The sequence below is a fragment of the Sinobaca qinghaiensis genome (assembly GCF_003610495.1).
GTDB classification, from domain to species: Bacteria; Bacillota; Bacilli; order Bacillales; family Marinococcaceae; genus Sinobaca; species Sinobaca qinghaiensis.
Genome location: NZ_RAPK01000006.1, coordinates 489,956 through 512,929, shown reverse-complemented (window position 1 = coordinate 512,929; position 22,974 = coordinate 489,956). Strand labels below are relative to the sequence as shown.

General features: G+C 45.7%; 21 protein-coding genes. 5 read left to right on the top strand and 16 right to left on the bottom strand.

The window, feature by feature from the left end:
* Positions 1-74: 74 nt before the first annotated feature.
* The 3 genes from ATL39_RS02860 to ATL39_RS02850 all read left to right on the top strand — a co-directional run bounded on the left by ATL39_RS02860 (position 75) and on the right by ATL39_RS02850 (position 3,316).
* Positions 75-1,379, top strand: coding sequence for an extracellular solute-binding protein (locus tag ATL39_RS02860; RefSeq protein ID WP_120191775.1), 1,305 nt, complete (start codon positions 75-77; stop codon positions 1,377-1,379).
* Between the two features lie 218 nt (positions 1,380-1,597).
* Positions 1,598-2,476 carry a carbohydrate ABC transporter permease gene (locus ATL39_RS02855; RefSeq protein ID WP_120191774.1) on the top strand — a complete coding sequence of 293 codons (879 nt, stop codon included), beginning with the start codon at positions 1,598-1,600 and terminating at the stop codon, positions 2,474-2,476.
* Between the two features lie 15 nt (positions 2,477-2,491).
* Positions 2,492-3,316: a carbohydrate ABC transporter permease gene (locus ATL39_RS02850; protein WP_120191773.1), complete on the top strand. Its 825-nt coding sequence runs from the start codon at positions 2,492-2,494 to the stop codon at positions 3,314-3,316.
* 100 nt (positions 3,317-3,416) lie between these two features.
* Here the strand turns inward: ATL39_RS02850 and ATL39_RS02845 are convergent, their stop codons facing one another.
* The gene (locus ATL39_RS02845; RefSeq protein ID WP_120191772.1) at positions 3,417-4,457 is read right to left on the bottom strand and encodes an aldose epimerase family protein; all 1,041 of its coding nucleotides are present in this window, start codon (positions 4,455-4,457) and stop codon (positions 3,417-3,419) included.
* A 280-nt stretch (positions 4,458-4,737) separates the two neighbouring features.
* On the opposite strand from ATL39_RS02845, the gene xylE reads away from it, so the two are divergent.
* Complete coding sequence (xylE, locus tag ATL39_RS02840; protein ID WP_245960897.1) at positions 4,738-6,123, top strand: D-xylose transporter XylE; 1,386 nt, start codon at positions 4,738-4,740, stop codon at positions 6,121-6,123.
* Between the two features lie 145 nt (positions 6,124-6,268).
* Here xylE and ATL39_RS02835 read toward each other — a convergent pair whose 3' ends face one another.
* The 4 genes from ATL39_RS02835 to ATL39_RS02820 all read right to left on the bottom strand — a co-directional run bounded on the left by ATL39_RS02835 (position 6,269) and on the right by ATL39_RS02820 (position 11,437).
* Entirely contained in the window at positions 6,269-7,582 is a 1,314-nt protein-coding gene (locus ATL39_RS02835; RefSeq protein WP_120191770.1) for an endo-1,4-beta-xylanase, read from the bottom strand.
* A gap of 216 nt (positions 7,583-7,798) precedes the next feature.
* Positions 7,799-8,665: an NAD-dependent epimerase/dehydratase family protein gene (locus tag ATL39_RS02830; RefSeq protein ID WP_120191769.1), complete on the bottom strand. Its 867-nt coding sequence runs from the start codon at positions 8,663-8,665 to the stop codon at positions 7,799-7,801.
* Positions 8,666-8,816: 151 nt separating this feature from the next.
* Positions 8,817-10,250: a Na+/H+ antiporter NhaC gene (gene nhaC / locus ATL39_RS02825; RefSeq protein ID WP_120191768.1), complete on the bottom strand. Its 1,434-nt coding sequence runs from the start codon at positions 10,248-10,250 to the stop codon at positions 8,817-8,819.
* A gap of 17 nt (positions 10,251-10,267) precedes the next feature.
* The gene (locus ATL39_RS02820) at positions 10,268-11,437 is read right to left on the bottom strand and encodes a trans-sulfuration enzyme family protein (protein ID WP_211326961.1); all 1,170 of its coding nucleotides are present in this window, start codon (positions 11,435-11,437) and stop codon (positions 10,268-10,270) included.
* Positions 11,438-11,620: 183 nt separating this feature from the next.
* On the opposite strand from ATL39_RS02820, the gene ATL39_RS02815 reads away from it, so the two are divergent.
* The gene (locus tag ATL39_RS02815; protein ID WP_120191767.1) at positions 11,621-12,307 is read left to right on the top strand and encodes a FadR/GntR family transcriptional regulator; all 687 of its coding nucleotides are present in this window, start codon (positions 11,621-11,623) and stop codon (positions 12,305-12,307) included.
* Between the two features lie 260 nt (positions 12,308-12,567).
* Here the strand turns inward: ATL39_RS02815 and ATL39_RS02810 are convergent, their stop codons facing one another.
* The 11 genes from ATL39_RS02810 to ATL39_RS02760 all read right to left on the bottom strand — a co-directional run bounded on the left by ATL39_RS02810 (position 12,568) and on the right by ATL39_RS02760 (position 22,920).
* A complete protein-coding gene (locus ATL39_RS02810) occupies positions 12,568-12,798 on the bottom strand; it encodes a hypothetical protein (protein WP_120191766.1) in 231 nt (76 codons plus the stop codon).
* Between the two features lie 18 nt (positions 12,799-12,816).
* Positions 12,817-14,157 (bottom strand): TRAP transporter large permease subunit, encoded by a 1,341-nt coding sequence (locus tag ATL39_RS02805; RefSeq protein ID WP_120191765.1) that lies wholly within the window; start codon positions 14,155-14,157, stop codon positions 12,817-12,819.
* Positions 14,158-14,176: 19 nt separating this feature from the next.
* A complete protein-coding gene (locus ATL39_RS02800; protein ID WP_120191764.1) occupies positions 14,177-15,046 on the bottom strand; it encodes a DUF1932 domain-containing protein in 870 nt (289 codons plus the stop codon).
* Positions 15,047-15,057: 11 nt separating this feature from the next.
* Positions 15,058-15,735: an RraA family protein gene (locus ATL39_RS02795; protein ID WP_120191763.1), complete on the bottom strand. Its 678-nt coding sequence runs from the start codon at positions 15,733-15,735 to the stop codon at positions 15,058-15,060.
* Positions 15,736-15,903: 168 nt separating this feature from the next.
* The gene (locus ATL39_RS02790) at positions 15,904-16,767 is read right to left on the bottom strand and encodes a MurR/RpiR family transcriptional regulator (protein ID WP_120191762.1); all 864 of its coding nucleotides are present in this window, start codon (positions 16,765-16,767) and stop codon (positions 15,904-15,906) included.
* A 260-nt stretch (positions 16,768-17,027) separates the two neighbouring features.
* Positions 17,028-17,777, bottom strand: coding sequence for an HpcH/HpaI aldolase family protein (locus ATL39_RS02785; protein WP_120191761.1), 750 nt, complete (start codon positions 17,775-17,777; stop codon positions 17,028-17,030).
* Positions 17,764-18,489, bottom strand: coding sequence for an alpha/beta fold hydrolase (locus ATL39_RS02780; RefSeq protein WP_120191760.1), 726 nt, complete (start codon positions 18,487-18,489; stop codon positions 17,764-17,766). The genes ATL39_RS02785 and ATL39_RS02780 overlap by 14 nt, the downstream gene beginning before the upstream one ends.
* Positions 18,490-18,511: 22 nt before the next feature.
* On the bottom strand, positions 18,512-19,768 hold the full coding sequence (hisD, locus tag ATL39_RS02775) for a histidinol dehydrogenase (RefSeq protein ID WP_120191759.1): 1,257 nt from the start codon (positions 19,766-19,768) through the stop codon (positions 18,512-18,514).
* 26 nt (positions 19,769-19,794) lie between these two features.
* A complete protein-coding gene (locus ATL39_RS02770) occupies positions 19,795-20,664 on the bottom strand; it encodes a carbohydrate ABC transporter permease (RefSeq protein ID WP_120192003.1) in 870 nt (289 codons plus the stop codon).
* Complete coding sequence (locus ATL39_RS02765) at positions 20,664-21,542, bottom strand: carbohydrate ABC transporter permease (protein WP_120191758.1); 879 nt, start codon at positions 21,540-21,542, stop codon at positions 20,664-20,666. The genes ATL39_RS02770 and ATL39_RS02765 overlap by 1 nt, the downstream gene beginning before the upstream one ends.
* A 43-nt stretch (positions 21,543-21,585) precedes the next feature.
* A complete protein-coding gene (locus ATL39_RS02760) occupies positions 21,586-22,920 on the bottom strand; it encodes an ABC transporter substrate-binding protein (RefSeq protein ID WP_120191757.1) in 1,335 nt (444 codons plus the stop codon).
* Between the last annotated feature and the right edge of the window lie 54 nt (positions 22,921-22,974).

The following is a 22,974-nucleotide window of genomic DNA, read 5'->3' as shown; positions in this document are numbered from 1 at the left end:
CAACTTAGTTTATCCACTGGACAAATAAACAAAGTCCTGATACTATAAGTTTATTAAAGAAAAGGGGGATTCAAATGAAGAAACTGAAAGCGGTTACATATTTAACGTCCGCTCTTGCTGCTACAGCCATTATTACCGGATGCGGAGGAGGCGGGGATGAAGCTTCCGGCGACGGAGAGACTAAGACAATAGATTTTATGCACCTTTGGCCTGAAGGAAGCTCTGCTGACCATAACAGAATTGTAGAAGATATTATTGCTGAGTATGAAGAACAGAACCCTGATGTTAATGTAGAACTTGAAGTTTTAAGCAACGAGCAGTATAAAGACAAACTGCAGGTGCTTGCTACTTCCGGCGAACTACCAGACGTGGGAATGACATGGCCGGCAGGCTTTATGGAGCCTTATATTGACGGTGAGATGTTTGCTCCCCTTGATGATGTGCTCGATGAAGACGGCCTCCGTGATGAATTCGTAGCCAGTACAGTAGAAGCCTATGAAGCAGATGGAAACACGTACGGTCTTCCGTTGGAACTGAATGTTGCAACCGTTTTCTACAACAAAGCTATCTTTGATGAATACGGATTGGAAGAGCCTACGACTTATGAAGAAATGGAAGAAGTAATTAACACACTCAACGAAAATGATGTGAACCCAATTGCTCTTGGAAACCGTGACCGCTGGACCGGCTCTTTATGGTACATGTATTTTGCCGACAGAATCGGTGGATCTGACACGCTGACAAACGCAATTGACCGCTCTGGTTCGTTTGAAGACCCGGCTCTTATTGAAGCCGCAGCCAAGACACAGGAAATGGTAGACATGGGGGCATTCTCCGAAGGCTTCAACGGACTTGCTGATGAAGAAGCAAAAAGCATGTTTATGAACGAGCAGTCCGCTATGTATCTTATTGCTACATGGGATCTGCCTAACTACACAACAAATGAAGATGTACCACAGGAATTCAGAGATTCTGTAGACTACTTCAGCTTCCCGACAGTTGACGGCGAAGGCAATGAAAACAGCTTTGTCGGCGGTCCTGGCGTAGGCCTCTTCGTTTCTGAGAATTCCGATGTAAAAGAAGAGTCTAAAGACTTCGTCAAGTACTTTACCGAGCAGTGGGGCGACACAGCCGTTCAGGATGCCGGCGTTATTCCTGCTACTACAGTTGATACAGAAGAAGTAGATCTTCCGGACATGTATAACGAAGTGCTTGATGACTTGAACACGGCTGAAAATATTACACTATTTGCAGATGTACAAATGAGCCCGGATGTAGCTGATCAGCACTTAAACGCTATCCAGAGCCTATTCGGCAACGAAATAACGCCGGAAGAGTTCGCCGAGCTTCATGAACAAGCCCTATCTGAAGAAGAATAATACTGCTTTATGCTTTCGTTTTAAACGGGACATTTCAATCATTTGAAATGTCCTTCATTTTTAAATCATTAGTTTATCCACTAGACAAAGATAAATTTTTTTGGTATTCTCAAACAATAATGTAAACGCTATCTCGACTCTGCCTAACGTTTGCATTATACTTTTCAAGCAGCCGCAGCGTTTAGGATTGTTTATTTTAAAAGATGGAGTTGAAATCAATGAATAAAGTCATGTCGAACAAATGGATTATTGCTATGTACGTGCTTCCCGCTTTTCTATTAATTGCTATTCTGATTTTTGTTCCGCTTATTTTAATCGGCTATTACGGTCTTATGGACTGGAACGGAATCGGCCCGATGACCTTTATCGGTCTGGAAAACTACATTAATGCCATTCAGGATTCTTCTTTCTGGCAGAGTGCTTATCATTCGTTTCTGCTCGCTTTGTTTTCTACATTGAGTCTGGCTCTTTATCTGGCGGTTTCCTTAATTCTCGCCTCCAAAATTAAAGGCGCTGACCTATTAAGAAAAATTTACCTCATTCCTATGCTCTTGTCTTCTGTTGCCATTGCGCAGCTTTGGATCAAAGTCTACAATCCGTCGAACGGAATGCTTAACACCATTCTCGGCTGGTTTGGAGTCGCCGATCCGCCGAACTGGCTGGCTGATCCTTCTATTGTTCTGTTTGCTATCTTTATTCCAATTTTGTGGCAGTATGCTGGTTTTTACATATTAATCTATTATGCTGCACTGAAGAATATACCGGAATCCTTGATTGAAGCCGCCAGAATAGACGGAGCGACGCCCCTTCAGATCGCGCTGCGCATCAAGCTTCCACTTATTATGGGAGTTGTGAAGGTTACCATCGTTCTTGCTGTGGTCGGTTCATTGAAATACTTTGACCTGATTTACATTATGACAGGCGGCGGACCGAACGGTGCCAGTGAAGTAATGGCTTCTTATATGTATACACTCGCCTTCAGCACGAACAACTTCGGCTACGGCAGTGCTATCGGATTTCTACTTCTCATCATTACGCTTGTCGTTACCGTTATTGTTCGTAAACTTACCGCAAATAAAGAAGAAATTCAGTACTAGAAAGGAGCTTTCCCTATGCGTCAATGGCTTGGGTACGCCTTACTCTATTTATGTCTAGCTTTCGTAGCCCTCTTTCAAATTTTTCCTTTGATCTGGCTGTTTCTTTTCTCTTTAAAAGATAACGCGGAGATTTTCTCCGGTTCGCCTTTTGCGCTTCCTTCCGATCCCCAGTTCGGCAACTACTTAACTGTATGGGAAGGAGGCATCGGCCTTTATTTCTTTAACAGTGTATGGATTACAGGACTCGCGATCGTGCTTACCGTTTTGTTTGCCAGCATGGCAACGTTTGCGATCACCCGTATGAACTGGAAACTTAATAAACTCGTTCTCGGCCTGTTTATGGTCGGCCTGATGATTCCGATTCACTCTGCGCTGATTCCACTTTTCAGCATGTTTCTCAGCGTCAACCTGATTGATAACCCGATGTCTATCGTTATTACGTATACGGCCTATAATCTGCCGATTACGATGATGATCCTGCTTGGCTTTTACTACACCCTTCCCCGTGAAATCGAGGAAGCGGCCATTATTGACGGCTGTTCGATCCACCGGTTGTTTTTCCGGATCATCCTGCCGATTACGACACCGATTATGTCAACGACCGTTATTATTAACATGATTTACAACTGGAATGAATTTGTATTCGTTAATACATTTATCAGCTCCGATCAGTATAAAACACTTACGGTCGGTATCCAGAACTTCATCGGCCAGTACATGACCGACTGGGGCGCCATTGGCGCAACACTCATCATCAGCGTGCTGCCGGTTATGATCGCCTTCTTCTTTTTCAGCAACAAAGTGGTTGAAGGTATTTCTTCAAGCGCCGTCAAAGGATAACACAGAAAAAACCGGGAGCAGAGGCTTCCGGTTTTTTTGTTTACCTATTTTTATAAAACTTTATCAGGCGGCGCTTTCCGTTCATATTTCCAGGATTTTATTAAGACAGTTTCTCCAGCGTGTAGACTGTATCCGCTGAGTAAATGTCTCCTGCTTTCAGCAGACAGCCCCGTCCTTTTGACGCGAAAGCATCAGGCAGCCGCTGGGTCTCAATACAGATGCCCCGGTATGGGGAAGCCTCTCCGTCGCGGAGCGGTGAAGAACTTTCCAACTTCTGGGAGGTGTAGATCACCGCTCCCGGCTCTGTTGTTTCTATTTTCAGGCGCCGTCCGCTGCCCGGATCTGTCAGTTCTATTTTTTTCACCTGAGCCGGATCCAGAATAAAGAAATGATCCACTCCCTGGCTGGCAAAGATAATCTGCTCATCGGGCGATCCGATCATGTCACGGAGCGGTTTAGCCTGTGTGATATCAAACAGCGTTCCGGACACGTCTATCAGTTCTCCAGTCGGGATTAGGGCATCATCCAATTCCAACACCGAAGCTGCCGGCGCTTTCAGATCGTAATCGAGAATGTGGGAGTTCTCCCCTTCCCCCATGTTGAAGTAGGCATGATTAGCCAGGCTGCACCATGTGTCTTTATCAGAAACGGCTCGAACCGAGAAGGTGACGGCATCACTATGTTTATCGAGCGCGTAGGTCACGCGCACAGAAAGGTTTCCTGGATAACCCATCTCTCCATCCTCGGACAAATAGGTCAGATGAAGTTCGAGAGACTGGGGCGTCTCTTTATACGCATACTCCCACATTACCTGGCTGAATCCGCCTGCTCCGCCGTGCAGCTGATGCTCGTCTTCATTTTGGTTCAGGTCATACGAAGTGTTTCCAAGCTTCATTTCCCCGAACTGCACTCTTCCTGCCGTTCTGCCTACTACAGCCCCTAAAAAATGATCATCTTCCAGGTAATCATTAACATCCTTATAACCAAGAACCATACTCTTTTCCGGACTTCCTGCCGGACACCAGCTTGTGATTCTGGCTCCATAATTCAATACCCGCAGGACGGCGCCATTTTCATTTGCCAGCTCCAGCTCTTTAACCGCCGTTTTTTTACTATCGGAGACAAGCGTTTCTTTAAACATATGATCTTCCTTTCCATTGTTCGTTGGTGAATATTTTACCTATTTCACACTTCGGTAACGCTTACTTTATTATATCACCTTTGTTTATTGGGTATTCATAGTTTGCGGTAATTTATAGTGTTCAACGCTCATAATTTTTTGAAAAATACATTGTTTAATGACTATACAAACAATCGATTGGCTGATACAATAATTAAAGCGTTTACAAATTGGAAGGAGGCTGGAAAAGAGAATTCGTTCTCTTTATATACTTATGAAAAATAAAACGACGTATATTGTAATGATTACGCTGGTTGCCACGCTTGGAGGCCTGCTGTTTGGATATGATACGGCTGTGATTTCCGGAGCGGAAGGCTCCCTGCAGACTTATTTTGCCGACAACCTCGGTCTGAGCCCCCTTGTTCACGGGCTTACAGTTTCCAGCGCGCTGATCGGCTGTATTATCGGCGGGCTTTTATCCGGCTACTTCGCCTCGCGGATGGGACGGAAATACACGCTGATTCTGGCAGCACTGCTGTTTTTATTCTCTGCGCTGGGATCTGCCTATCCGGAATTTTTGTTCTTCACAGCGGGAGAGCCGACTACTGCCCTCTTGATTACATTTAATGTGTACCGTATTATCGGCGGCATCGGGGTCGGCCTGGCATCTGCCGTCGCACCGATGTACATTGGTGAGATTGCGCCTCCTCATCTGCGGGGAAGACTTGTTTCCCTTAACCAGTTCGCTATCATCTTCGGAATGCTTGTTGTTTATTTCGTTAACTGGGGCATTGCCCGCGGGGAAACGATGGCTTGGGTGAACGAAATCGGCTGGAGATACATGTTTGCTTCCGAAGCCATTCCCGCCCTCTTGTTCCTGCTTCTGCTTTTTACAGTGCCGGAGAGCCCGCGTTACCTGGTATCCCGCAATCAGGAAGATAAAGCGATGAACGTTCTTTTGAAAACATACAGCACGACAATGGCTAAAGCGACTATGTTTGAAATCAAACAGTCCTTTGACCAGCGGAAAGAAAAGCTGTTTGCCTATGGAAAAATGATTATCGTTATTGGTATTCTGCTTTCTGTCTTTCAGCAGTTTGTCGGTATTAACGTCGCGTTATACTACGCGCCGCGGATTTTTGAAAGCATGGGAGCCGCCCGTGATGCTTCCTTATTCCAGACCATTGTGATGGGACTCGTAAACGTTATCTTTACTATCATTGCGATTGTAACGGTTGATAAATTCGGCCGGAAGCCGCTTTTGATTATCGGCTCCATAGGTATGACAATCGGTATGTTCGGCGTGGCCGGTCTCGCTTTCTTTGAGCAGATAGGTATCGCTACGCTTGTTTTCATTATTATTTACACGGCTTCCTTTATGATGTCGTGGGGCCCGGTCGTCTGGGTGCTTCTGTCTGAAATATTTCCAAATAAAATACGAGGACAGGCGCTGGCGATTGCTGTCGCTGCCCAATGGGCCGCCAACTACTTTATCTCCTCCACTTATCCAATGATGATGGAAGTAAGCGGCGGTATGACCTATGGCTTCTACGGTGTCATGAGTATTCTTTCTGCCGTCTTTGTATGGAAGCTTATTCCGGAAACCAAAGGAAAATCGCTGGAAGAATTGGAAACGATTTTAAAGAAATCAAGTTCTGTCAGAGAAGTAGTTAAACGGGCACAATAAGATAAAACAAATAACCTCGTATTCCTTTTTCATAGGAATACGAGGTTTTATTTTAAACGAAAAAATACAAAACCAGACGCCGTCCCGGTCTCCCGAAAGCATGCGTCTGGTGAATATAACGTTTCGTTTTTTAGAACTCTCTTTTTTAGGCTGATCTGCGTTTTCTAATAAACAGCAGAGCACCAAACAGAGTGGCTGCTCCCATTCCCATAAGGGCGAACAGAGGATTATTGGTGGCCGTATCCGGCAGCTGGCCGCCTTCTACCGTAACCCCTTCTTCCATTTCTTCTTCGGTCGGCACTTCGTCATCCATCATGCTCCAGTAGGCAGGTTTAACATTGTACTCCGTATCAAACGCAAACGGGGCGTCTTTTCCGATACCATCGTTAAATTCTTCTGCCCGGTCATTAAGCCATGTGTGATCATCGGCTATGCCCCAGAAGGTTACGCTGCTTAGGTCTGCATCCTGTTCTTCATACAGAGCGAACAGCTGATCATAGCGCTCGGCCTGTGTTTCAAACAGGCTGTCCGGAATTTCTTCGTATGTTGGGTAAGCCGGCTCCGGCGGATAGCCGTACAGACTGACATCCAGTTCGGTTACCTGATTTTCCAGCCCCAGTCCGGCAAACATCTCAAAGGACTCCCTGGATTCTTCAATCGAAGGCCAATCCAGCTGAATATGGGATTGGTGACCGACACCATCAATAGGAACGCCTTCGTCCACCATTTCTTCTACGAGATTATACAAATGGTCTCGTTTCGGCTCTATTTCCGTATTGTAATCATTAATAAAGAGCTTCGCATCTTCCCCGCCGTATTTTCTGGCGGCTTCAAATGCTTCTTTAATATAGTCAGTTCCAGTTACCTGGTACCATTCGGATTCCCGCAGCCCTTCTTCATTCGAAGCTTCGTCCGCAATGGCTTCGTTTACAACATCCCATGCGTCCACGTCATCTTTGTAGCGTTCCATTACTGCTTTAATATGCGAGTCAAGCCGTTCGAGCAGAAGCTCTTTGTTGGCTTCCTGCCGTTCCGGATCCGTCTCCTCTACCATTGGATTTCCTTCTTCATCTTCGAAAAACCATGCAGGCGTCTGACTGTGCCAGATAAGCGTGTGGAAACGAAGCTCCATATCATTTTCGTTGGCAAACGCTGCGATTTTATCTGCTTCTTCCCAGTTAAACTCACCCTCGACCGGCTGAATGGCTTCCGGCTTCATCACATTTTCAGCAACGAGGCTGTTGTAATGATGCTTTAGAATATCTCCGTGAATGCCTTCCAGCTGATAAGGTTCAACCGCTGCACCAATTTTAAATGAATCTTCATATCTTTCGTCCATGGGAGCTACTTCAAGTGCTCCTTTCGTTTCTTCCTGAGCGTCAACGCCCTGAGCGCCCACTGGTGCCAATAAAGCTAAAGCCAGTCCTGATAAAAGTGGTGTACGTAATCCTTTTCGCATATCATAACCCCTTTTTTATATTGGAATATAATGCTTTTGCTCAGTCCTCCTCTCCTTTCAAGCGTGGACATAGGCATCAAATATGTAAACGCTTACCTATTCCTGTTAAGTATATACAGAAAACTTAGTTTATTCAATACTTGAACTAAGTTTTCTGTACTATTTTTTTGACCAGAGAAAAACAGCTTTCCTCTCAAGGAGAAAAGCTGTTTTTGGTTATTCGTTAATTGGCTGCTGTTCGTAAGACACATAGCTGCGCCATTCGTGCTTTGGTTTCCACCCCAGCTGTTCTTTCGCCTGAGTGTTATCAAGCAGTGAATCATAGCCTTTTACACTGTCTTTAATCGGTACGTCCGGGTATCTTATTCTCATCAGTTCCCGGCTTTCCACGTTCATGCTCGTATCATCGGCTGCCAGGTTGAGAGCCACGGCGCCCAGTCCATCTTTTTCAACAGCCAGAATGCATGCAGATGCGATGTCTCTTGTATCAATATAGCTCCATAAAATCCGGTCACGCTGGGAAGGATCATGGATAAAAGACGGGAAATTTTCGTACATTTCCGGTGATATCACGTTACCGAGGCGGAAAGATACCACCTGCATCCCAGTACGCCTGTTCATCGCTTCAGCGGTTTTTTCATTTACGATTTTCGACAGGCCGTAGCTGTCTTCCGGAAGCTGGGGATGCTTTTCATCAATGGGAACATATTCAGGCTCCAAAGGATCCTTCGCGAAACAGATGCCGTAGGATGATTCACTTGAAGCAAGAACGACTTTCTTTATGCCAAGTCCTGCGGCTGCCTCCAAAATATTATACGTGGACATGACATTATTTTGAAACGTCACTTCGTTTGGAAAATCATAGGCTCTTGGAATTGCAGCCAGATGGATGACCGCATCTGCGCCCTCCAGCACCCCATATACTTCGCCGAGATTTTTTAAATCAGCAATCATCGTATGACAAAGGGGTTTCTCCGGCAGACGCAGATCACAATTTAATACGTCATAGCCATAGTCAAGAAGCTCTTTGATGACGGTCCGGCCGACCAGGCCGTTCCCTCCCGTTACTACTATCTTCATTATTTTCCCTCCAGGATTTTTTGTATTCGCTTACAATTTACTTTCTTCAAAACTTCGTTTCTTTACTAAACTAAGTGTATTTTGATTGTGGCTGTTTGTCAATTACAGAAAAAGGAAAACCGGCAGCCTGGACAGGCCGCCGGTTAACTATTCGTTATTCGTCCTTTAGTCTGCGAATGCCGAAATAGTTTGTATAGGGAGCAAGAAAAGCCAGCAGAGCGGAGAAGACAAAACCTCCCCAGTTAAATACGGCCCATGGCAGAAATTCAAAGTTGCCGACTCCAAGCGTCGTGGCGATAAATACGCCGGAGACAGTCCATGGCAGCAGTGCTTCCGTGATCGTGACAGAGTCTTCCATGCTTCTCGACAGATTCACTGGATGAAGCTTATGCTTTTTAAACGACTCCCCATAAATGTCCTTGATTAAAAAGTAGGTAACAAGCGCGTTCGACGTTCCATTAATAATGACAAAACCGGAAAGCAGAGTTGTGAAAATTAAACTTCCCGTTGATTTCAGGCGGCTGATAATTCCTTCCAGCAGGACGTGAAGCACCTGGGACGCTTCCATAGCGGATGCAAAAAAGAAGGCGCAGAATACAAAGAAGGTGGCGTTATACATCGAGTAGAGCCCTCCGCGGGTTAACAGCGATTCTATGTCTTCTGTAATTTCTATATTCTGCGGCAGCATGTCTACCGTGAAGCCGGATACAACGGCGGCAAATACATCCGCAAGTGCGGCTCCCTGAAAAATCATGGCAAGAAGCAGCGCCGTAATCGAAGACGCAAACAGTACAATTAAAGGCGGCTTTTTCATAATAGAACCAATTAATACGATCAAAGCCGGCAGCAGCAGAATAACATTTAAGGAAAACAGGCTTTCCAGCGCAGCAGTCATCTCGGTTACTGCCCCGAGCTGCTCGGATGACGTATCAATCGACGTGCCCGCGATCCAGAAAATAATGACGGCCAGTATTGAAGACGGAACAGCCGTATACAGCATATGCTGTATGTGTTCGTACAGGTTGGCTCCCGCCGCAATCGCACTCATGTTGGTCGTGTCTGATAAAGGCGACAGCTTGTCTCCAAAATAAGCGCCCGATACGACTGCACCTGCAGTGATCGCAAGTGAGACGTCCATCGTCTGCGCAATGCTTATTAATGCGACCCCGATCGTTCCGGCAGAGCCCCAGCTCGTACCGGTAAATGTGGAGACGATCGCCGTTACGAGAAAAGCGAGAATAAATAAGTACGCCGGGTCAATAATGTTAAGACCATAATACACCATTAATGGAATAGTGCCGGCAATCATCCAGGATCCGATAATAATTCCAATACTGAACAAAATGAGAATAGCAGGCAGCGCCCTTTTGATTTTTTCTCCCATTTCCTCTAAAATCCGTTCCCAGCTTACTCGGTAGAATCCTGCGAAAATAGTAAACACCACGCCGGCAAAGATGAGCATAAGCTCCGCCGGATACTGCATAATGCCAATGCCTACGACAAAAATAAAGATCGTTATCAGGACGGGAATCAAGGCCAGTCCTACACTTGGTTTAGGTTTTTTATAAACAGTCTGCTGCTCTGACATAACGTAACACCCCTTTTTTAATATGCGGTGACAGCTTGAAATCCTTTTTCCAGGTCTTTGATCTGCATGGCTGCGCCTTCGAGTCCTACGGAGAGCCTGATCATACCCAGGTCAAACCCCTGGGCTTTGAGCTGCTCGTGGTTGTCCTTTTTTAAAGGGGAGTTAACCAGGCTTTCATAGCCGCCCCAGCTCGTGCCGATTCGAAACAACGTTAAATGATTTATAAACGCGGCAACCTTCTCAAATCCGGCATCTTCTAATTCAAAACTGAGCAGCCCGGCATATCCCTGAAGCTGCTGTTCAATCAGCACCCGGTTCTGTTTATCTGCTGCAGGATGATGAACCGCTTTGACTTCAGGTCGGCTTTCCAAATAGGAAATCACCTGCAGGGCGTTGTCCTGATGCTGCTTCATCCGAAGCGGAAGCGTGCGCAGCCCCCGGATGATCATGGCAGCACTGTCTGCCTGCAGCACAGAGCCAAACAGCTGATAGCCTGAAAAAAACAGCTGCTTAATTAAGGCATGGCTGCTGATCACGGCTCCTCCCACTACATCGCTGTGACCTCCGATATATTTAGTTAACGAATGAATGACAATATCGACGCCAAGCGTCATCGGTTTTTGGAATAAAGGTGTGGCCCACGTATTGTCCATCATGGTATAAATACCGCGCTTTTTTGCGGCGTCTGTAATATGCTTTATGTCCACTACCTTCATTTTCATAGTGCCCGGGCTTTCCAGATAAATAAGCCTGGTGTTTTCCTTTATCCCTTCTTCTACAGCCCTCCCCTGTTCGTGATCAAATACCGTATATTCAATACCGAAACGTTCCATGTGTGCCGCGAGCTGCAGGGTCGGCCCGTAAATATTATTCATAAACAGAACATGATCTCCGGCTTTCAGCAGCGTCATCCAGACAGCGCTGATCGCCCCCATCCCGGACCCGAAGCATTTGCAGGCTTCTGCCCGTTCAAGCATCGCAAGTTTTTTTTCCAATACCTGCACCGTAGGATTCGTGCCGCGGCTGTAAACGAAATGCTGGTCCTCTTCGCTTTGTTCTTTAGTAAATGTTTCAAAGGAGCTTTTGGTAAAGATTGTGCTCTGGTAAATGGGCGGCGTGACTTCACCGTATGTACTGCCTTCTTCTGTAAGCGCTCCCATACAAATTTCTTCATCTGAATAGTTCACAATATCACCTGCTGTCTTTTTTATTTATACTATCATACTATCAACCTGTATGATAGGTCAAAATTTTCTAATAACTAATTATTTTTCTTTTTTATGAGCGGTAAACAGCCTCTGTCTAGGTTCCCCAATAAAAGCGTGCTAAAATAGAAACACGATCATGTCCCCGGGAAGGAGCACATCCGCTTGAAAGCATTGAAAAAACAACGTTTATCCGAACAGGCCGGTGAAGAAATATTAGGCTACATTAAATCTGAAGAATTAAAAGAAGGCGAGCGGCTGCCAAGCGTGGCGGCGCTGTCCGAACGTCTGCAGATAGGACGATCCACCCTGCGCGAAGCGCTTCAGGGACTGGAATCCCGCGGTATCGTGTCCATCATTAATGGGAAAGGCACTTATGTACGGGAGATTAACCCTTTCTATATTCAAACCACTTTTGATATCGAAAACGAGCAGCATTTTCTGCTGGAAGTGCTCGATGTCCGGGAGGCTCTCGAACAGCAGGCTATTAAGTTAGCGATCCGTAACGTCCAGCCGGAGGATATTACCATTCTGTCCGGTTATTTAAATGACTATGAAAAAGCGCTGAAACATAACGACCGCAAAACCGCCAACAAAGCAGATGCGGCCTTTCACCAGAAAATCTACCAGCTTGCCGGCAATGATTTTTTAAACAGTATTATCGAATCCGTTGCCGACCAGTTCAACCAGTTCTGGGAGGAGCCTTTCGGCAAAGAGGATATCTTCGATGAAAGCTATCCATACCACCGCTCCCTGCTCGAAGGCCTGCAGGAAAAGGATACCGCTAAAGCAGTAGAAGCCTTTCATCAGCTGATTGAATCCGTACGGACCTCGCTGCGAAGAATTAAATAAGAAAAGAACTGTTCCGCAGGGGACAGCTCTTTTTTAGATTATCGAGAAAGTATTGTGTCTTGTATATCCATACAAGATATCAAATATTTTTAAAATTTCTTATGAAAAAAAGAAGAAAAGAAACTGGGGGGTGACTCCTGCAGAACAGCCATAGGAGAAGATAAAGAGGCGTTTTTCCTCTTTAGCTGAGGCATGGCCTGCGGAAAGCACCCCCCTGTAAAGATTTTGTATAAAAATACCTATTTTTTGTCTTTTTCTTATTATTCTTTTCTTGTTTCCTGATAACTTGGAAAGTATCCTAAAATAAAAGCAATACCTGAAAACAATGCGGCTAATATGATCGTTGGCTGTGTCAGCATTTCACTGCTTTGAATCATCAGGTTCCCGTTTCCAATAAGCAGACCTATAATCTGGGTTACTACCATAATCAACGCCAGCAACAGCGATAGTATTAAACATATAGTAAAAAGACGCTCCAATAATTTTTGCATACCCTTGATACCTCCTTGTTAAATTGGCAGAATGCCCATTGCAATAAGCCAGCCTATAAGAATAACCGGTAAAGCATAATACAGGATTAATATAGCGAACGTTTTTTCCGGACGGGCTCCTACAATACCTGAAGCAATATAAATGGATCCTGAAGCTGGAGGCATCTGCGCTGAAGTGGAAGCAAACGTCATTACCACTACTGCTGAGATTAATGGAGAAAAACCAGTAGATACCAGAATTTCATAGGATACTAATCCAACAGCTGTCAGAGTACCCGTGGAGGTTAACGGACCGGCAATGGCGGTCACGCCAAATCCTATTATAAGAACGGTAATCCAGCCCGGTGCATTTACCGCTCCCATGATCTGAGCTATATTATCAGATAATCCTAAGGTGGTTAATACTTCACTTGAAGCTACCGCAAAGAATATTAGAGAGCCGATAACAGTAAACCGCGGGATCGATCTCTGAATAAGCGTAACCAATTCTCCTGCTGATTTAGGAGCAGCCTTTCCAGCCAGTAAAAATGAAATAGCTATCATCAGCGTCGGGATCCATATCACAATATCGATGCTGCCCAGTGCTTCTTCTCCAAGAGAAGGGATGCCTTCTATCCACCCGGCCAGCGGGCCAATAGTTAAAACCAATGGAATAATAGCTCCTAAATAGATCAGAATGGAAGTCCAGCCATTCTTAAAGGAGGTACGTAACGGATCCAATGACTCTGCCGGAAATGCTTTTATATTTTGTTTTTTTACAAAATAACCGATTAGAAGCATCCGATGAAGAAACTGGTAAGCGCCGGCTATTAATAAAGCAAGGAAAAATTCTCCTGTAGTTATTGCTGCTGCAACCGGGGCGAATCCTAAAATGATAAACATGGAGGTTGTCGGCGGCAGCGCTGAAGCCATGCCTCCATTTCCTACCATCACAGAAGCTGCAATTTCTTTATTCCATTTATTTCGAAGCATCCAGGGACCGGTAATCGATCCGGTTGCTGCAGTATTACCTGAATCGCCGCCGGAAAGGGTGCCCATTACGGAGGAACCGACCGCATCCATAATCGCAGGGGCGCCGGGCAGTCTTCCTACTAAGGAATTTAAAATAGCCAGGAGCCGCTCCACGATCCCAAACTTATCGATGACATATGCCATAAATACAAAAGCGATAGCAGCATACAGTACAGAGAAAGTGGAAGCAAACGTAATCCCCTGTATAAATAAAGCCGGGGCGTCCCATCCTCCCAGAGGAACGATAGCCAAAAACCCTACCAGTGCCGCTTCCCCCAAATTTCGTTTTAATACTATACTCCAAATAACTAAAACGCTTACAAATATAATTAAAGCAATAATGCCCATTGATCTCCCTCCTTCTTTTCTATTTTTGATTCATGGTGTGTATCATTTCTTTCCAATCATTTGGTTCTTTCTCCATAAAGGCCTCTCTAATATTACTTTCCGTGATAGCTTTCAATTTATCCCGTGTTGCTCTTGTCATCACAGGCTCTACATTGTTCTCAAGCATAAAATCAGCCACATTTTCCATTTCTTTCACTCGTCTTTCGGAGTGCTGCACATTTCCGGTGATTAATCTATTAAGTATATTTTCAAATGGCTCTTTGTCCATCGTATGTGTAATAGATTGTAGAATCGTATCTTCTAAATCGAGTGCAGAAGCTGTTTCCATTAATTCATGTAAAAGAGTAGACAGGCCTTTCGTGAAAATACTTCGAATAAATTTAATATTCGTGGCATCTCCCGGGGTTTTATTTACAAATTCCAGGTTCATTTCCACTTTTCTGCCCCATTCAATAAACGCTTCTGCCCCATTTCCACTTACCATGATCGGCACTTTATGCTGGTTTCCTTTTAATGGCCCCATAATTGCACCATCTACAAAAAACTGATTTTTTTCTATCATACTATCGCTTATTTGCTGTTTTACCTCCGCTGACGCTGTAGTTAAATCGATATAGATAGTTTCTTTATTTATATAAGACTCTATCGAAGACCAGGCTTCTTTTGTAAAAGAGGCTGGAACTGCTGTAAATAATACACTCAATGTCTGCTGGGCAACTTTTTCGGGGGCGTCGAACAAAACAGCCCCTATGGTTTCCGCCCTTTCTATTGTTTTGGGATTATCGTGCAGGTGATCGTAAACATATACTTTATTCCTATCGTTTTGAGCACGAAACCCTTTCGCCATTTCGTAACCGACTTCGCCGAATCCAATAAAGCCAATATTCATGTTGTTTCCTCCTAATGAGTGAATTTCTTTATTTTCGCTTCCAGCCAATCCGGTTGAAGTGATTTTTTATTCTTTTGATCCGCTTCTTTGACAAACTCCTTGATGATTTGTAAGCGATTCGTTTCATACTGGAGCTTCTGCTCTGCCTTCTGCAGAATTTCTTCGACTTTCTGCCGCGGAATGATCACCACTCCATCTTCATCCCCTACCACATAGTCTCCAGGAAAAACTACAGTTCCAGCGCAGGAAATTACATTATCAAGCGAACCCGGTCCCTCTTTACTTGGACCGGAAGGGACAAAACCTTTTGCATATATCTGGATAGCACTGTCACGAAGCTCGCGGTGATCCCGAACAAAACCATCTATTACAATCCCCTGAATATGAAGTGCTTCTGCAGCCCCTGCCATTAGTTCTCCTAAATAGGCGGCGCCGGTAAATCCTTTTCCGTCTACGATAAGTACCTCCCCCGGTTCTGCCTGGTAAATAGCATGATGTAAAAACAAATTATCGCCCGGCGGTAAGTCTACCGTTCTTGCACGTCCAACAAGAGGCTTTGAAAAATTAACAGGTTTCATCTCATAATGCATCACATTGCTCATTTCCATTACATCAGCAAAAACGGAAGATCCGATTTTTTTCATTCTAGTCATTATTTTATTTTCTTTCGTTTGCAGGCCTTCTTCCATAGTCATCACCCTTAGTAATATTTATTACTTTATTTAATTTAAAAGTAATATTTATTACTATAACAACACGAACCTATAATGTAAACCCTTTCAAAAAAATAAAATAAAAGTTCCTAAAAGGATTTCAGCCTCTTAGGAACTTTATATTTTATAGAAAAGATATACTTTTTACTCTTCATCCGCTTCTTTGTAATGGTAATTCATACTCGTTAATACGTTGTTCACCTCGTCTAATCGTTGCTTCGTTTTAGCTGATTGGCTCATAGCCGTAGCGTTGATCAGATAATCGACGACTACCATGGCGGCGATAGGAGAATTATGAAAGGCAAGACTTTCGGAATCACAGGGAAGCACGATATCGGCGTATTCCACAATCGGTGCCGAATAACTGTCTGTAATGGCCACCACTTTTACTTCCCGGAGCTTGGCTGCTTTGATGAAATCTATAATTCTTCGTGCATAGCGGGGGAAGCTCGTTGCGATAATTAAATCTCCAGGCTGCATAGAAATAACCTCATCTACCCAGTCCACTGTATCTGCCAGTACTAGTTTACAATTTCCCATCGTTCGGTTGAGCCCATGCGTTAAGTATTGTCCTACCGGGAGACCGCTGCGCACACTCGTGCAGTAGATTTGATTGGAGGAAAGGATTTGGTTGACTACTTCGTCCAGCTGACTCTTAGAGAGCTGACTTCTTACTTGGTGAATATGATCGAGGTGATGATCGATTGTTTTTCCCCATAAATCATCACTTCCTACATTTTTCAAATTATCTTCCAGACGGTTAGGAGGAGCCGTGCGATCTCTAAGCAGCTGCTGCAGACCTTTCTGAAATTCACTGTAGCCTGAATATCCCAAAGTGGAAGTCAGCCTCATGATTGTAGTAGTACTTGTGTTCACACGTTTAGCCAGCTGATTTACCGTTAAAAAAGCTGCTTCAGAGGAATTCTTAAGTATATAGTCAGCAATACTGCGCTGAGCATTTGTTAGATTGGACACATTATTTTTTAAATCATTAAGAGGATTTGTCATAGCATTCTCCGTCTATACGTTTATGTCTATGATGGCATACCTTATACATTATTAAAAGGAGAACTGTTTTCGTGATTCATATGAATTTCACAAAAAATAAACTCTCCGAAATAGGTTTCAGCACAGCTTTTTTTGTTTGTGTATATCCAAAGTGAAAGGTAAACAGCCATATTTTCTTTAACATTTATCTTTTTTTCAAGCAAAAAAAGCAGACCAAATTGTTTCCTGGCCTGCTTTTTATTTGCTGAATCTATTTTCTATTATCGTATCAGCGAGTCGTTCAGCGCTTTTTTGATTAAGGTGGTCACCACGAGCGACACAAACACGGCTCCTTTTTTGGCAACGGCTTCTGTTTCTGCCTGGGAGGTCGCAATGGTGCCAATGGGAACGTTCATTTCTTCCGCCTGCTGGTAAAGGCTGTCGAGCGTTTCCTGAACTTCCGGTCCGCCGATATTCTTTTTGTATCCCATATTAACGGATAGATCTGTTGGGCCGAGAAAGGCCATATCCACGCCGGGCACACTCATGATTTCTTTGAAATGTTTCACGGCTTCCATCGTTTCAATCTGCACCGTCACTAAAATATTATCGTCCGAGTCATCCATAAACTGTCCGTTGTTTAAAAAGCCGAATCCGGCGGCACGCATGGAAAATGCCGTTCCTCTTGATCCGCGGGGAGGATATTTCGCCAGGCTGACCGCTCTTTCGGCATCTTCCACTGTGTTAACCATCGGCACCTGAATGCCGAACGCCCCCCGGTCCAGCGCTTTTTGGATGCTGGAAGCGTCATAGCTCACCCTTACGATCGGAACGATGCCGGCGAGCTGGGAGGTGCGGATCATGTCTTCCATCTCCGATCCGCTGTAGGCTCCGTGTTCATCGTCCAGCACGATGAATTCGTATCCCGCATACCCAAGCATCTCCACTAAAGCGGGGGAATACAAGCTGGTAATAGCCCCCTGGGTCAATTCCTGGTTCTGGATTTTTTCTTTAACGTTATTGGCAAACATAGCGGCCTCCAATCGTACACTCTTCCTGAAGCCAGCAGGCCATCGCAGCCGTTACGGCCTGCGGCTGCTCAATCGGGCTTAAATGGCCGCACTCTTCGATAAAAACCAGTTTGGCTCCCGTTATATGAGCGGCCATCAACTGATGAATTTGATTGTTGCACAGCGCATCCTGGCGGCCGGCCATCACCAGCACAGGACATTGAATATCCAGCAGATCCTCCAGAAATCCCGGTCTTCCTTTGTTTGCCTCGAGCTGCTGAAAAAAACCATCTTCTCCGATTTCTGCTGCCATTTTCCTCGTAATCTCCTGAGCCGGTTCATTTTTTTCTTTTTCATACAGCACAGCCGGAATAAACTGTTCCTCCACGATACGGTCAAACTGTCTGTCCTGTATGCCCTGCTGCTGGCTGTTCCATCCCTTTATCTGCTCCGGGGTGGGCGGATTCGGGTTTGTATCGAGCAGAGCGAGCCTGTCTACCCGTTCCGGCTGCAGTTTCATAATTTCCATCGCGATAATCCCGCCCAGTGACAACCCGGCTAATGAAAACGTCCCGGGCACACTGTTCAGAATATGCTCTGCTGTTTTTGTCACACTGTCGTGCTCAGCTATAGATGGAATATAAACCTCCCGCCCTGCTGATAAATGTTTAGCCTGATGCTCCCACAGCTCTTCGGTGCACAATGATCCTGGTATTAAAACAAGAGGATCCATGCTCCCCCTCCTTTTATGCCCATCAGTTTTTCAACCGCCATTCGGCAGACAAGCGGTGTCCTTCCAACCCTTCAATTTCCGACTGGGCGGTGGCATGTTCCGCCAAATACTGCGTTCCGTTCCCTGTTATCGTTTGATGGGTGGCGACTTTCACGTAATTTCCGACCCATAATCCTCCGGTGTAACGGGCGCCGCGGTGCGTAGGAAGGGTGTGGTTCGTGCCGGAGACTTTATCGGAAAACACCACCGAGCTTTCTTCACCTGAAAATAAAGATCCGTAATGTTTGAACTGATCTTTAAACGTTTCATGCTGCGGAATATGAACATGCAGGTGTTCAATCGCATAGTCGTTGCAGCATTTAATACCTTCTTCAAGGCTGTCCACTACAAGAACTTCGCCCCCGCTGCTCCAGGCTTCATGGGCCGGAGATGTTTCTGCAAATGTCTCCAGCAGCTGTTCGACTTCTTCTATCACAGCCTCCGCCTGCTCTTTGGACAGGGAGACGAGAATGGCTCTGGAATTAGGATCGTGTTCTGCCTGCGCGAGCAGGTCTGCCGCACATGCTTTAGGATTAGACGTCTCATCAGCGAAAACGAGAATCTCACTCGGTCCTGCTATCAGGTCAATCCCAACTCTTCCAAAAACCTGGCGTTTGGCTTCTGCTACAAACCGGTTGCCGGGCCCGGATATTACATCCACTTCCGGTACCGTTTCTGTGCCAAGCGCCATCGCCGCCACTGCCTGGGCGCCGCCGATAGCAAACACGTCGGTGGCACCGGAGCATTTCAGTCCATACAGGACGGCCGGATGAATGCTGCCGTTATAATTAGCCGGACTGCAGGCAATAATTCTTTTCGCGCCGGCCACTTTCGCCGGTGCCGTTACCATCGGTCCTGAAGACAACAGCGGAAACCGTCCGCCCGGCACGTACGCGCCCACTTTTTCGACCGGAATAATGCGGTGGCCCATGCGAATACCGTCACCGAAGTCCTTATCCAGCGGGAGCAGGCATTCCATCTGCGCTTCGGCAAATTTCGTCACCCGGTCCACAATGCGCTCGATCAGCACTTTCGTTTCCTCCGGAAGCGCAGCTATACTTTCCTCCATTTCCTCTTCTGTTACCCTGAGCGGCCTGGAGGATTGGCTGAATTTTTTTTCATACATCTGAACCGCTTCATCTCCGCTGCTTTTCACATCTTTAATGATCTGCTTTACGGTGTTTTCGGTTTCCTCTGTTATTTCCATTGAGATATCGTTGGCTTTTTTTATATATTCCATAGGGACTTCCTTTCCGACATTCTGTATTATTTCACTGCGCCCGCGCTCATTCCTTTAACGAACTGTTTGCGGACAAGAAGCATAAAGACTACTGTCGGCAGCACATAGATCATGCCGGCCGCTGCCATTTCGTTCCAGATGACCCCGTTTTCGCCGACAAAATAAGACAGCGCTACGGGCAGAGTCACCGCGTCCTGGTTGGTGAGGATTAAGGCAAACATGTATTCATTCCAGGTGATAACGAAGCAGAATACCGTCGCCGTAATAATACCTGGGCGGGCCATCGGCAGAAGAATATGCCAGATTACTTTCATTCGTCCGGCCCCGTCAATTAAGCCCGCTTCTTCTATATCCTTAGGGATGCTGTCGATAAATCCTTTGATCAGCCAGATCGCGTAGGGAATCGTATGGCCGAGATTGACGATAATTAAGGCAAGCGTCGTATCCAAAATGCCCCAGTTGCGGAACATAATAAAGAAAGGAATGACGTTGACGATCAATGGGATAAACTGCGTAGCAAGGATCGCAAACATAAAGACCTGCTTGCCGCGCATCTGGAAACGGGAAATGCTGTAGGCTGCCAGTACGCTTACCGGAAGCGTAATAAGCAGCGTAAAAAACACCACAATGGAGCTGTTAAAATAAAAGTTCTCAAAATTATAGGCCGAGCTGAATATGCGGCTGAAGTTTTCAAGCGTCGGCTGAAAAAATACGCTGAGCGAGTAAACTTCCGACGCCGGCTTGAACGCAGTTAGTGCAATCCAGAAAATCGGAAGAAATAAGAAGGTCACGACAAGCAGAACGCCGACTTTTTCCACGACCTCGGCCGCTATTCTTCTTGTACTTACCGCTTTTGCTGCCTGCTTTTCTTTTTGGGCTGCCGTTACACTATTCATTAATTCCATTCGCCTCCTTTTACCAGACGCCTCATGTAAATAAGCACGAAACCAATGGTCATAATGGCTAAGATGTAACCAAGAGCTGCTCCATATCCCATATCAAAGTACCTGAAAGAGGTGCTGTAAATAAGGAAGTTGAGCACTTCTGTCGAATTGCCGGGTCCCCCGCTCGTCATCGTGACGATGGGGTCAAACTGCTTTAACGAAAACATCGTCATTAAGATAGAAGCAATGAGGATGATCGGCTGAAGCATAGGCAGGGTTATTTTAAACAAAATCTGCATATTAGAGGCACCGTCAATTTTAGCGGCTTCATAGACTTCATTAGGAAGCCCCATCAGCCCGCTGATAAACATCAGGCTGATAAACGGCAGCCAGATCCAGACGGCCACGGAAACCAGTGCCGCAAGCGCCGTCGTAGGTGTCCCCAGCATAACCACACCAGATAATGGTGGGATGAGAAACCCGATAATCCGATCAAATAAACCGTAGTCCGGGTTTAACATAAATCTCCAGGAATATCCTACAAGTGCCGGACTTAAAGCAAACGGAATAATCAAGATAGCCCGGAGAAAGGAAATATAAGGCTTTTCCTTACTCAAAAGAATTCCGACGGCTATCGCACTGGCTATCGTAATAAATACGGTAGCCAACGTGAACACGAGCGTGACGGTCACGCTGTTCCAAAAGCCACTGTCCCCCATGGCCTGCAGATAATTATCAATGCCGACAAATTCTCCGATGTCGAGGGAATCGGTTAAATTCCATTCGTGCAGGCTGATCCAGAAGGAGCGGATCAACGGATATATCGTGATGGTTCCAAGTATTAAAAAAGCCGGCGCGAGCAGCAGGTACTTGAAATATTTATTAGTCACCCCTTTACCTCCTTTATACTATTCACGTAGTTGCATGCTGTGTTTATTCGTCGTAGTAGCCCTCTTCTTCGAGCAGCTGCTCTACGTCTTCTGCTGCCTGGTTAAGGTTATCTTCCACTGATTCACCGGTCGCCATGTTGGAAATGGCATTGCTTATAATATCTGACACTTCCGGCCAGTTTTCGAATTTAGGAAGCGTCTGGGCGTTTTCAAATGATTCTCCGCCGGTCGTAAACAGGTCGTCTCCTGCTTCGTTGAGCTCCTCGTCATTCAGGTTGGCGGTCTGTGAAATATCGGTGGAAAACTGATTGGACGGTGAATCGCCGTTTAAGGCATCCAGCACGACTTCTTTTTCAAATTCAGGTTCGCTCAGCCACTTCATAAATTCCCAGGCGGCTTCCTTGTTTTCGGAGTCTTTCATCATAGCGAGCGGGAACGTGGAAATGTTCGACACGCTTTCTTTGCCTTCCCAGCCGGGAACCGTCGTGAATCCTACATTTCCGAGAACTTCTTCATCGGAGGAATCGCTGAAGTTAAAGTCTGAGTAGACCCACCACCAGCCGATCCACATCGCGGAATTGCTCTGTTTAAAGTTTGTTCTTGCTTCCTGCTCTCCAAACGAAACGGAGCCTGCCGTCGCAATTTCGTCTTCCACCAGCAGGTCGATATAGCGCTGGGTGGCTTCGATGCCTTCTTCGGAATTAAAGACAGGCTTCATTTCGTCATCGAGAATATCCGCCCCGTTACTCCATAAATAAGAGGTCCACATGTATAAATTCTGGCCGTTGTTTCCTGCTTGGTAGTAAGGCGCAATGCCGGCCATGTCGGTTTCTTCCGTAATCGTTTCTCCCGCCTGCTCGAGCTCTTCCCATGTTTCCGGAGGATCAATGCCTAAATCTTCGAACACGTCTTTGCGGTAAAACATCAGCTGGGCGTTGGCTCTAACCGGAAGGCTGTATATTTCTCCTTCATACGTGGATAAATCAAGCGTTGATTCCGGGAAACGGTCAAAATTGTAATCATCTTCTGCGGCGTAGTCATCCAGCGGCTCGAAGAACTGGCGGCTGGAAGGCCCCATAACGTCCAGATGCGTGACCAGGTCAAAGGTGCCCTGCCCTGAAATTCCTTCTGTTGTAATCCGGTCCAGCAGGTTGTTGTACGGAACTTCGGTGAATTCCACCTCGATGCCCGTTTCTTCCGTAAATTCCTCGCTTCTTGCCTGCCAGGCGTTAAATTGGCCAATGTCGCCTTCCGACAGGGCGACCGTAATGCTTTCGCCTTCTAAATCCTCTGAACTTGAATCATTGCCGCATGCACTCAGGACCAATGAAGAAACGACTGCGCCGGTAAAAAATACTGCTGAAGATTTTTTCAACATGTTTCCTCCTCATAAACTATTTTTTTAAACATTCGTACTATTCCGACTGCAGGG

Excerpts from the sequence above, each read along its gene's own strand:
- ATL39_RS02795 (WP_120191763.1), bottom strand. The coding sequence starts at position 15,735 with ATGGAAGAAGGCCTGCAAACGAAAGAAAATAAAATAATGACTAGAATG.
- hisD (WP_120191759.1), bottom strand. The coding sequence starts at position 19,768 with ATGGAATATATAAAAAAAGCCAACGATATCTCAATGGAAATAACAGAG.
- ATL39_RS02805 (WP_120191765.1), bottom strand. The coding sequence starts at position 14,157 with ATGGGCATTATTGCTTTAATTATATTTGTAAGCGTTTTAGTTATTTGG.
- ATL39_RS02760 (WP_120191757.1), bottom strand. The coding sequence starts at position 22,920 with ATGTTGAAAAAATCTTCAGCAGTATTTTTTACCGGCGCAGTCGTTTCT.
- ATL39_RS02855 (WP_120191774.1), top strand. The coding sequence starts at position 1,598 with ATGAATAAAGTCATGTCGAACAAATGGATTATTGCTATGTACGTGCTT.
- ATL39_RS02850 (WP_120191773.1), top strand. The coding sequence starts at position 2,492 with ATGCGTCAATGGCTTGGGTACGCCTTACTCTATTTATGTCTAGCTTTC.
- ATL39_RS02800 (WP_120191764.1), bottom strand. The coding sequence starts at position 15,046 with ATGAATATTGGCTTTATTGGATTCGGCGAAGTCGGTTACGAAATGGCG.
- xylE (WP_245960897.1), top strand. The coding sequence starts at position 4,738 with ATGATTACGCTGGTTGCCACGCTTGGAGGCCTGCTGTTTGGATATGAT.
- ATL39_RS02770 (WP_120192003.1), bottom strand. The coding sequence starts at position 20,664 with ATGAATAGTGTAACGGCAGCCCAAAAAGAAAAGCAGGCAGCAAAAGCG.
- nhaC (WP_120191768.1), bottom strand. The coding sequence starts at position 10,250 with ATGTCAGAGCAGCAGACTGTTTATAAAAAACCTAAACCAAGTGTAGGA.
- ATL39_RS02785 (WP_120191761.1), bottom strand. The coding sequence starts at position 17,777 with ATGTTTGCCAATAACGTTAAAGAAAAAATCCAGAACCAGGAATTGACC.
- ATL39_RS02790 (WP_120191762.1), bottom strand. The coding sequence starts at position 16,767 with ATGACAAATCCTCTTAATGATTTAAAAAATAATGTGTCCAATCTAACA.
- ATL39_RS02860 (WP_120191775.1), top strand. The coding sequence starts at position 75 with ATGAAGAAACTGAAAGCGGTTACATATTTAACGTCCGCTCTTGCTGCT.
- ATL39_RS02835 (WP_120191770.1), bottom strand. The coding sequence starts at position 7,582 with ATGCGAAAAGGATTACGTACACCACTTTTATCAGGACTGGCTTTAGCT.
- ATL39_RS02845 (WP_120191772.1), bottom strand. The coding sequence starts at position 4,457 with ATGTTTAAAGAAACGCTTGTCTCCGATAGTAAAAAAACGGCGGTTAAA.
- ATL39_RS02810 (WP_120191766.1), bottom strand. The coding sequence starts at position 12,798 with ATGCAAAAATTATTGGAGCGTCTTTTTACTATATGTTTAATACTATCG.
- ATL39_RS02780 (WP_120191760.1), bottom strand. The coding sequence starts at position 18,489 with ATGGATCCTCTTGTTTTAATACCAGGATCATTGTGCACCGAAGAGCTG.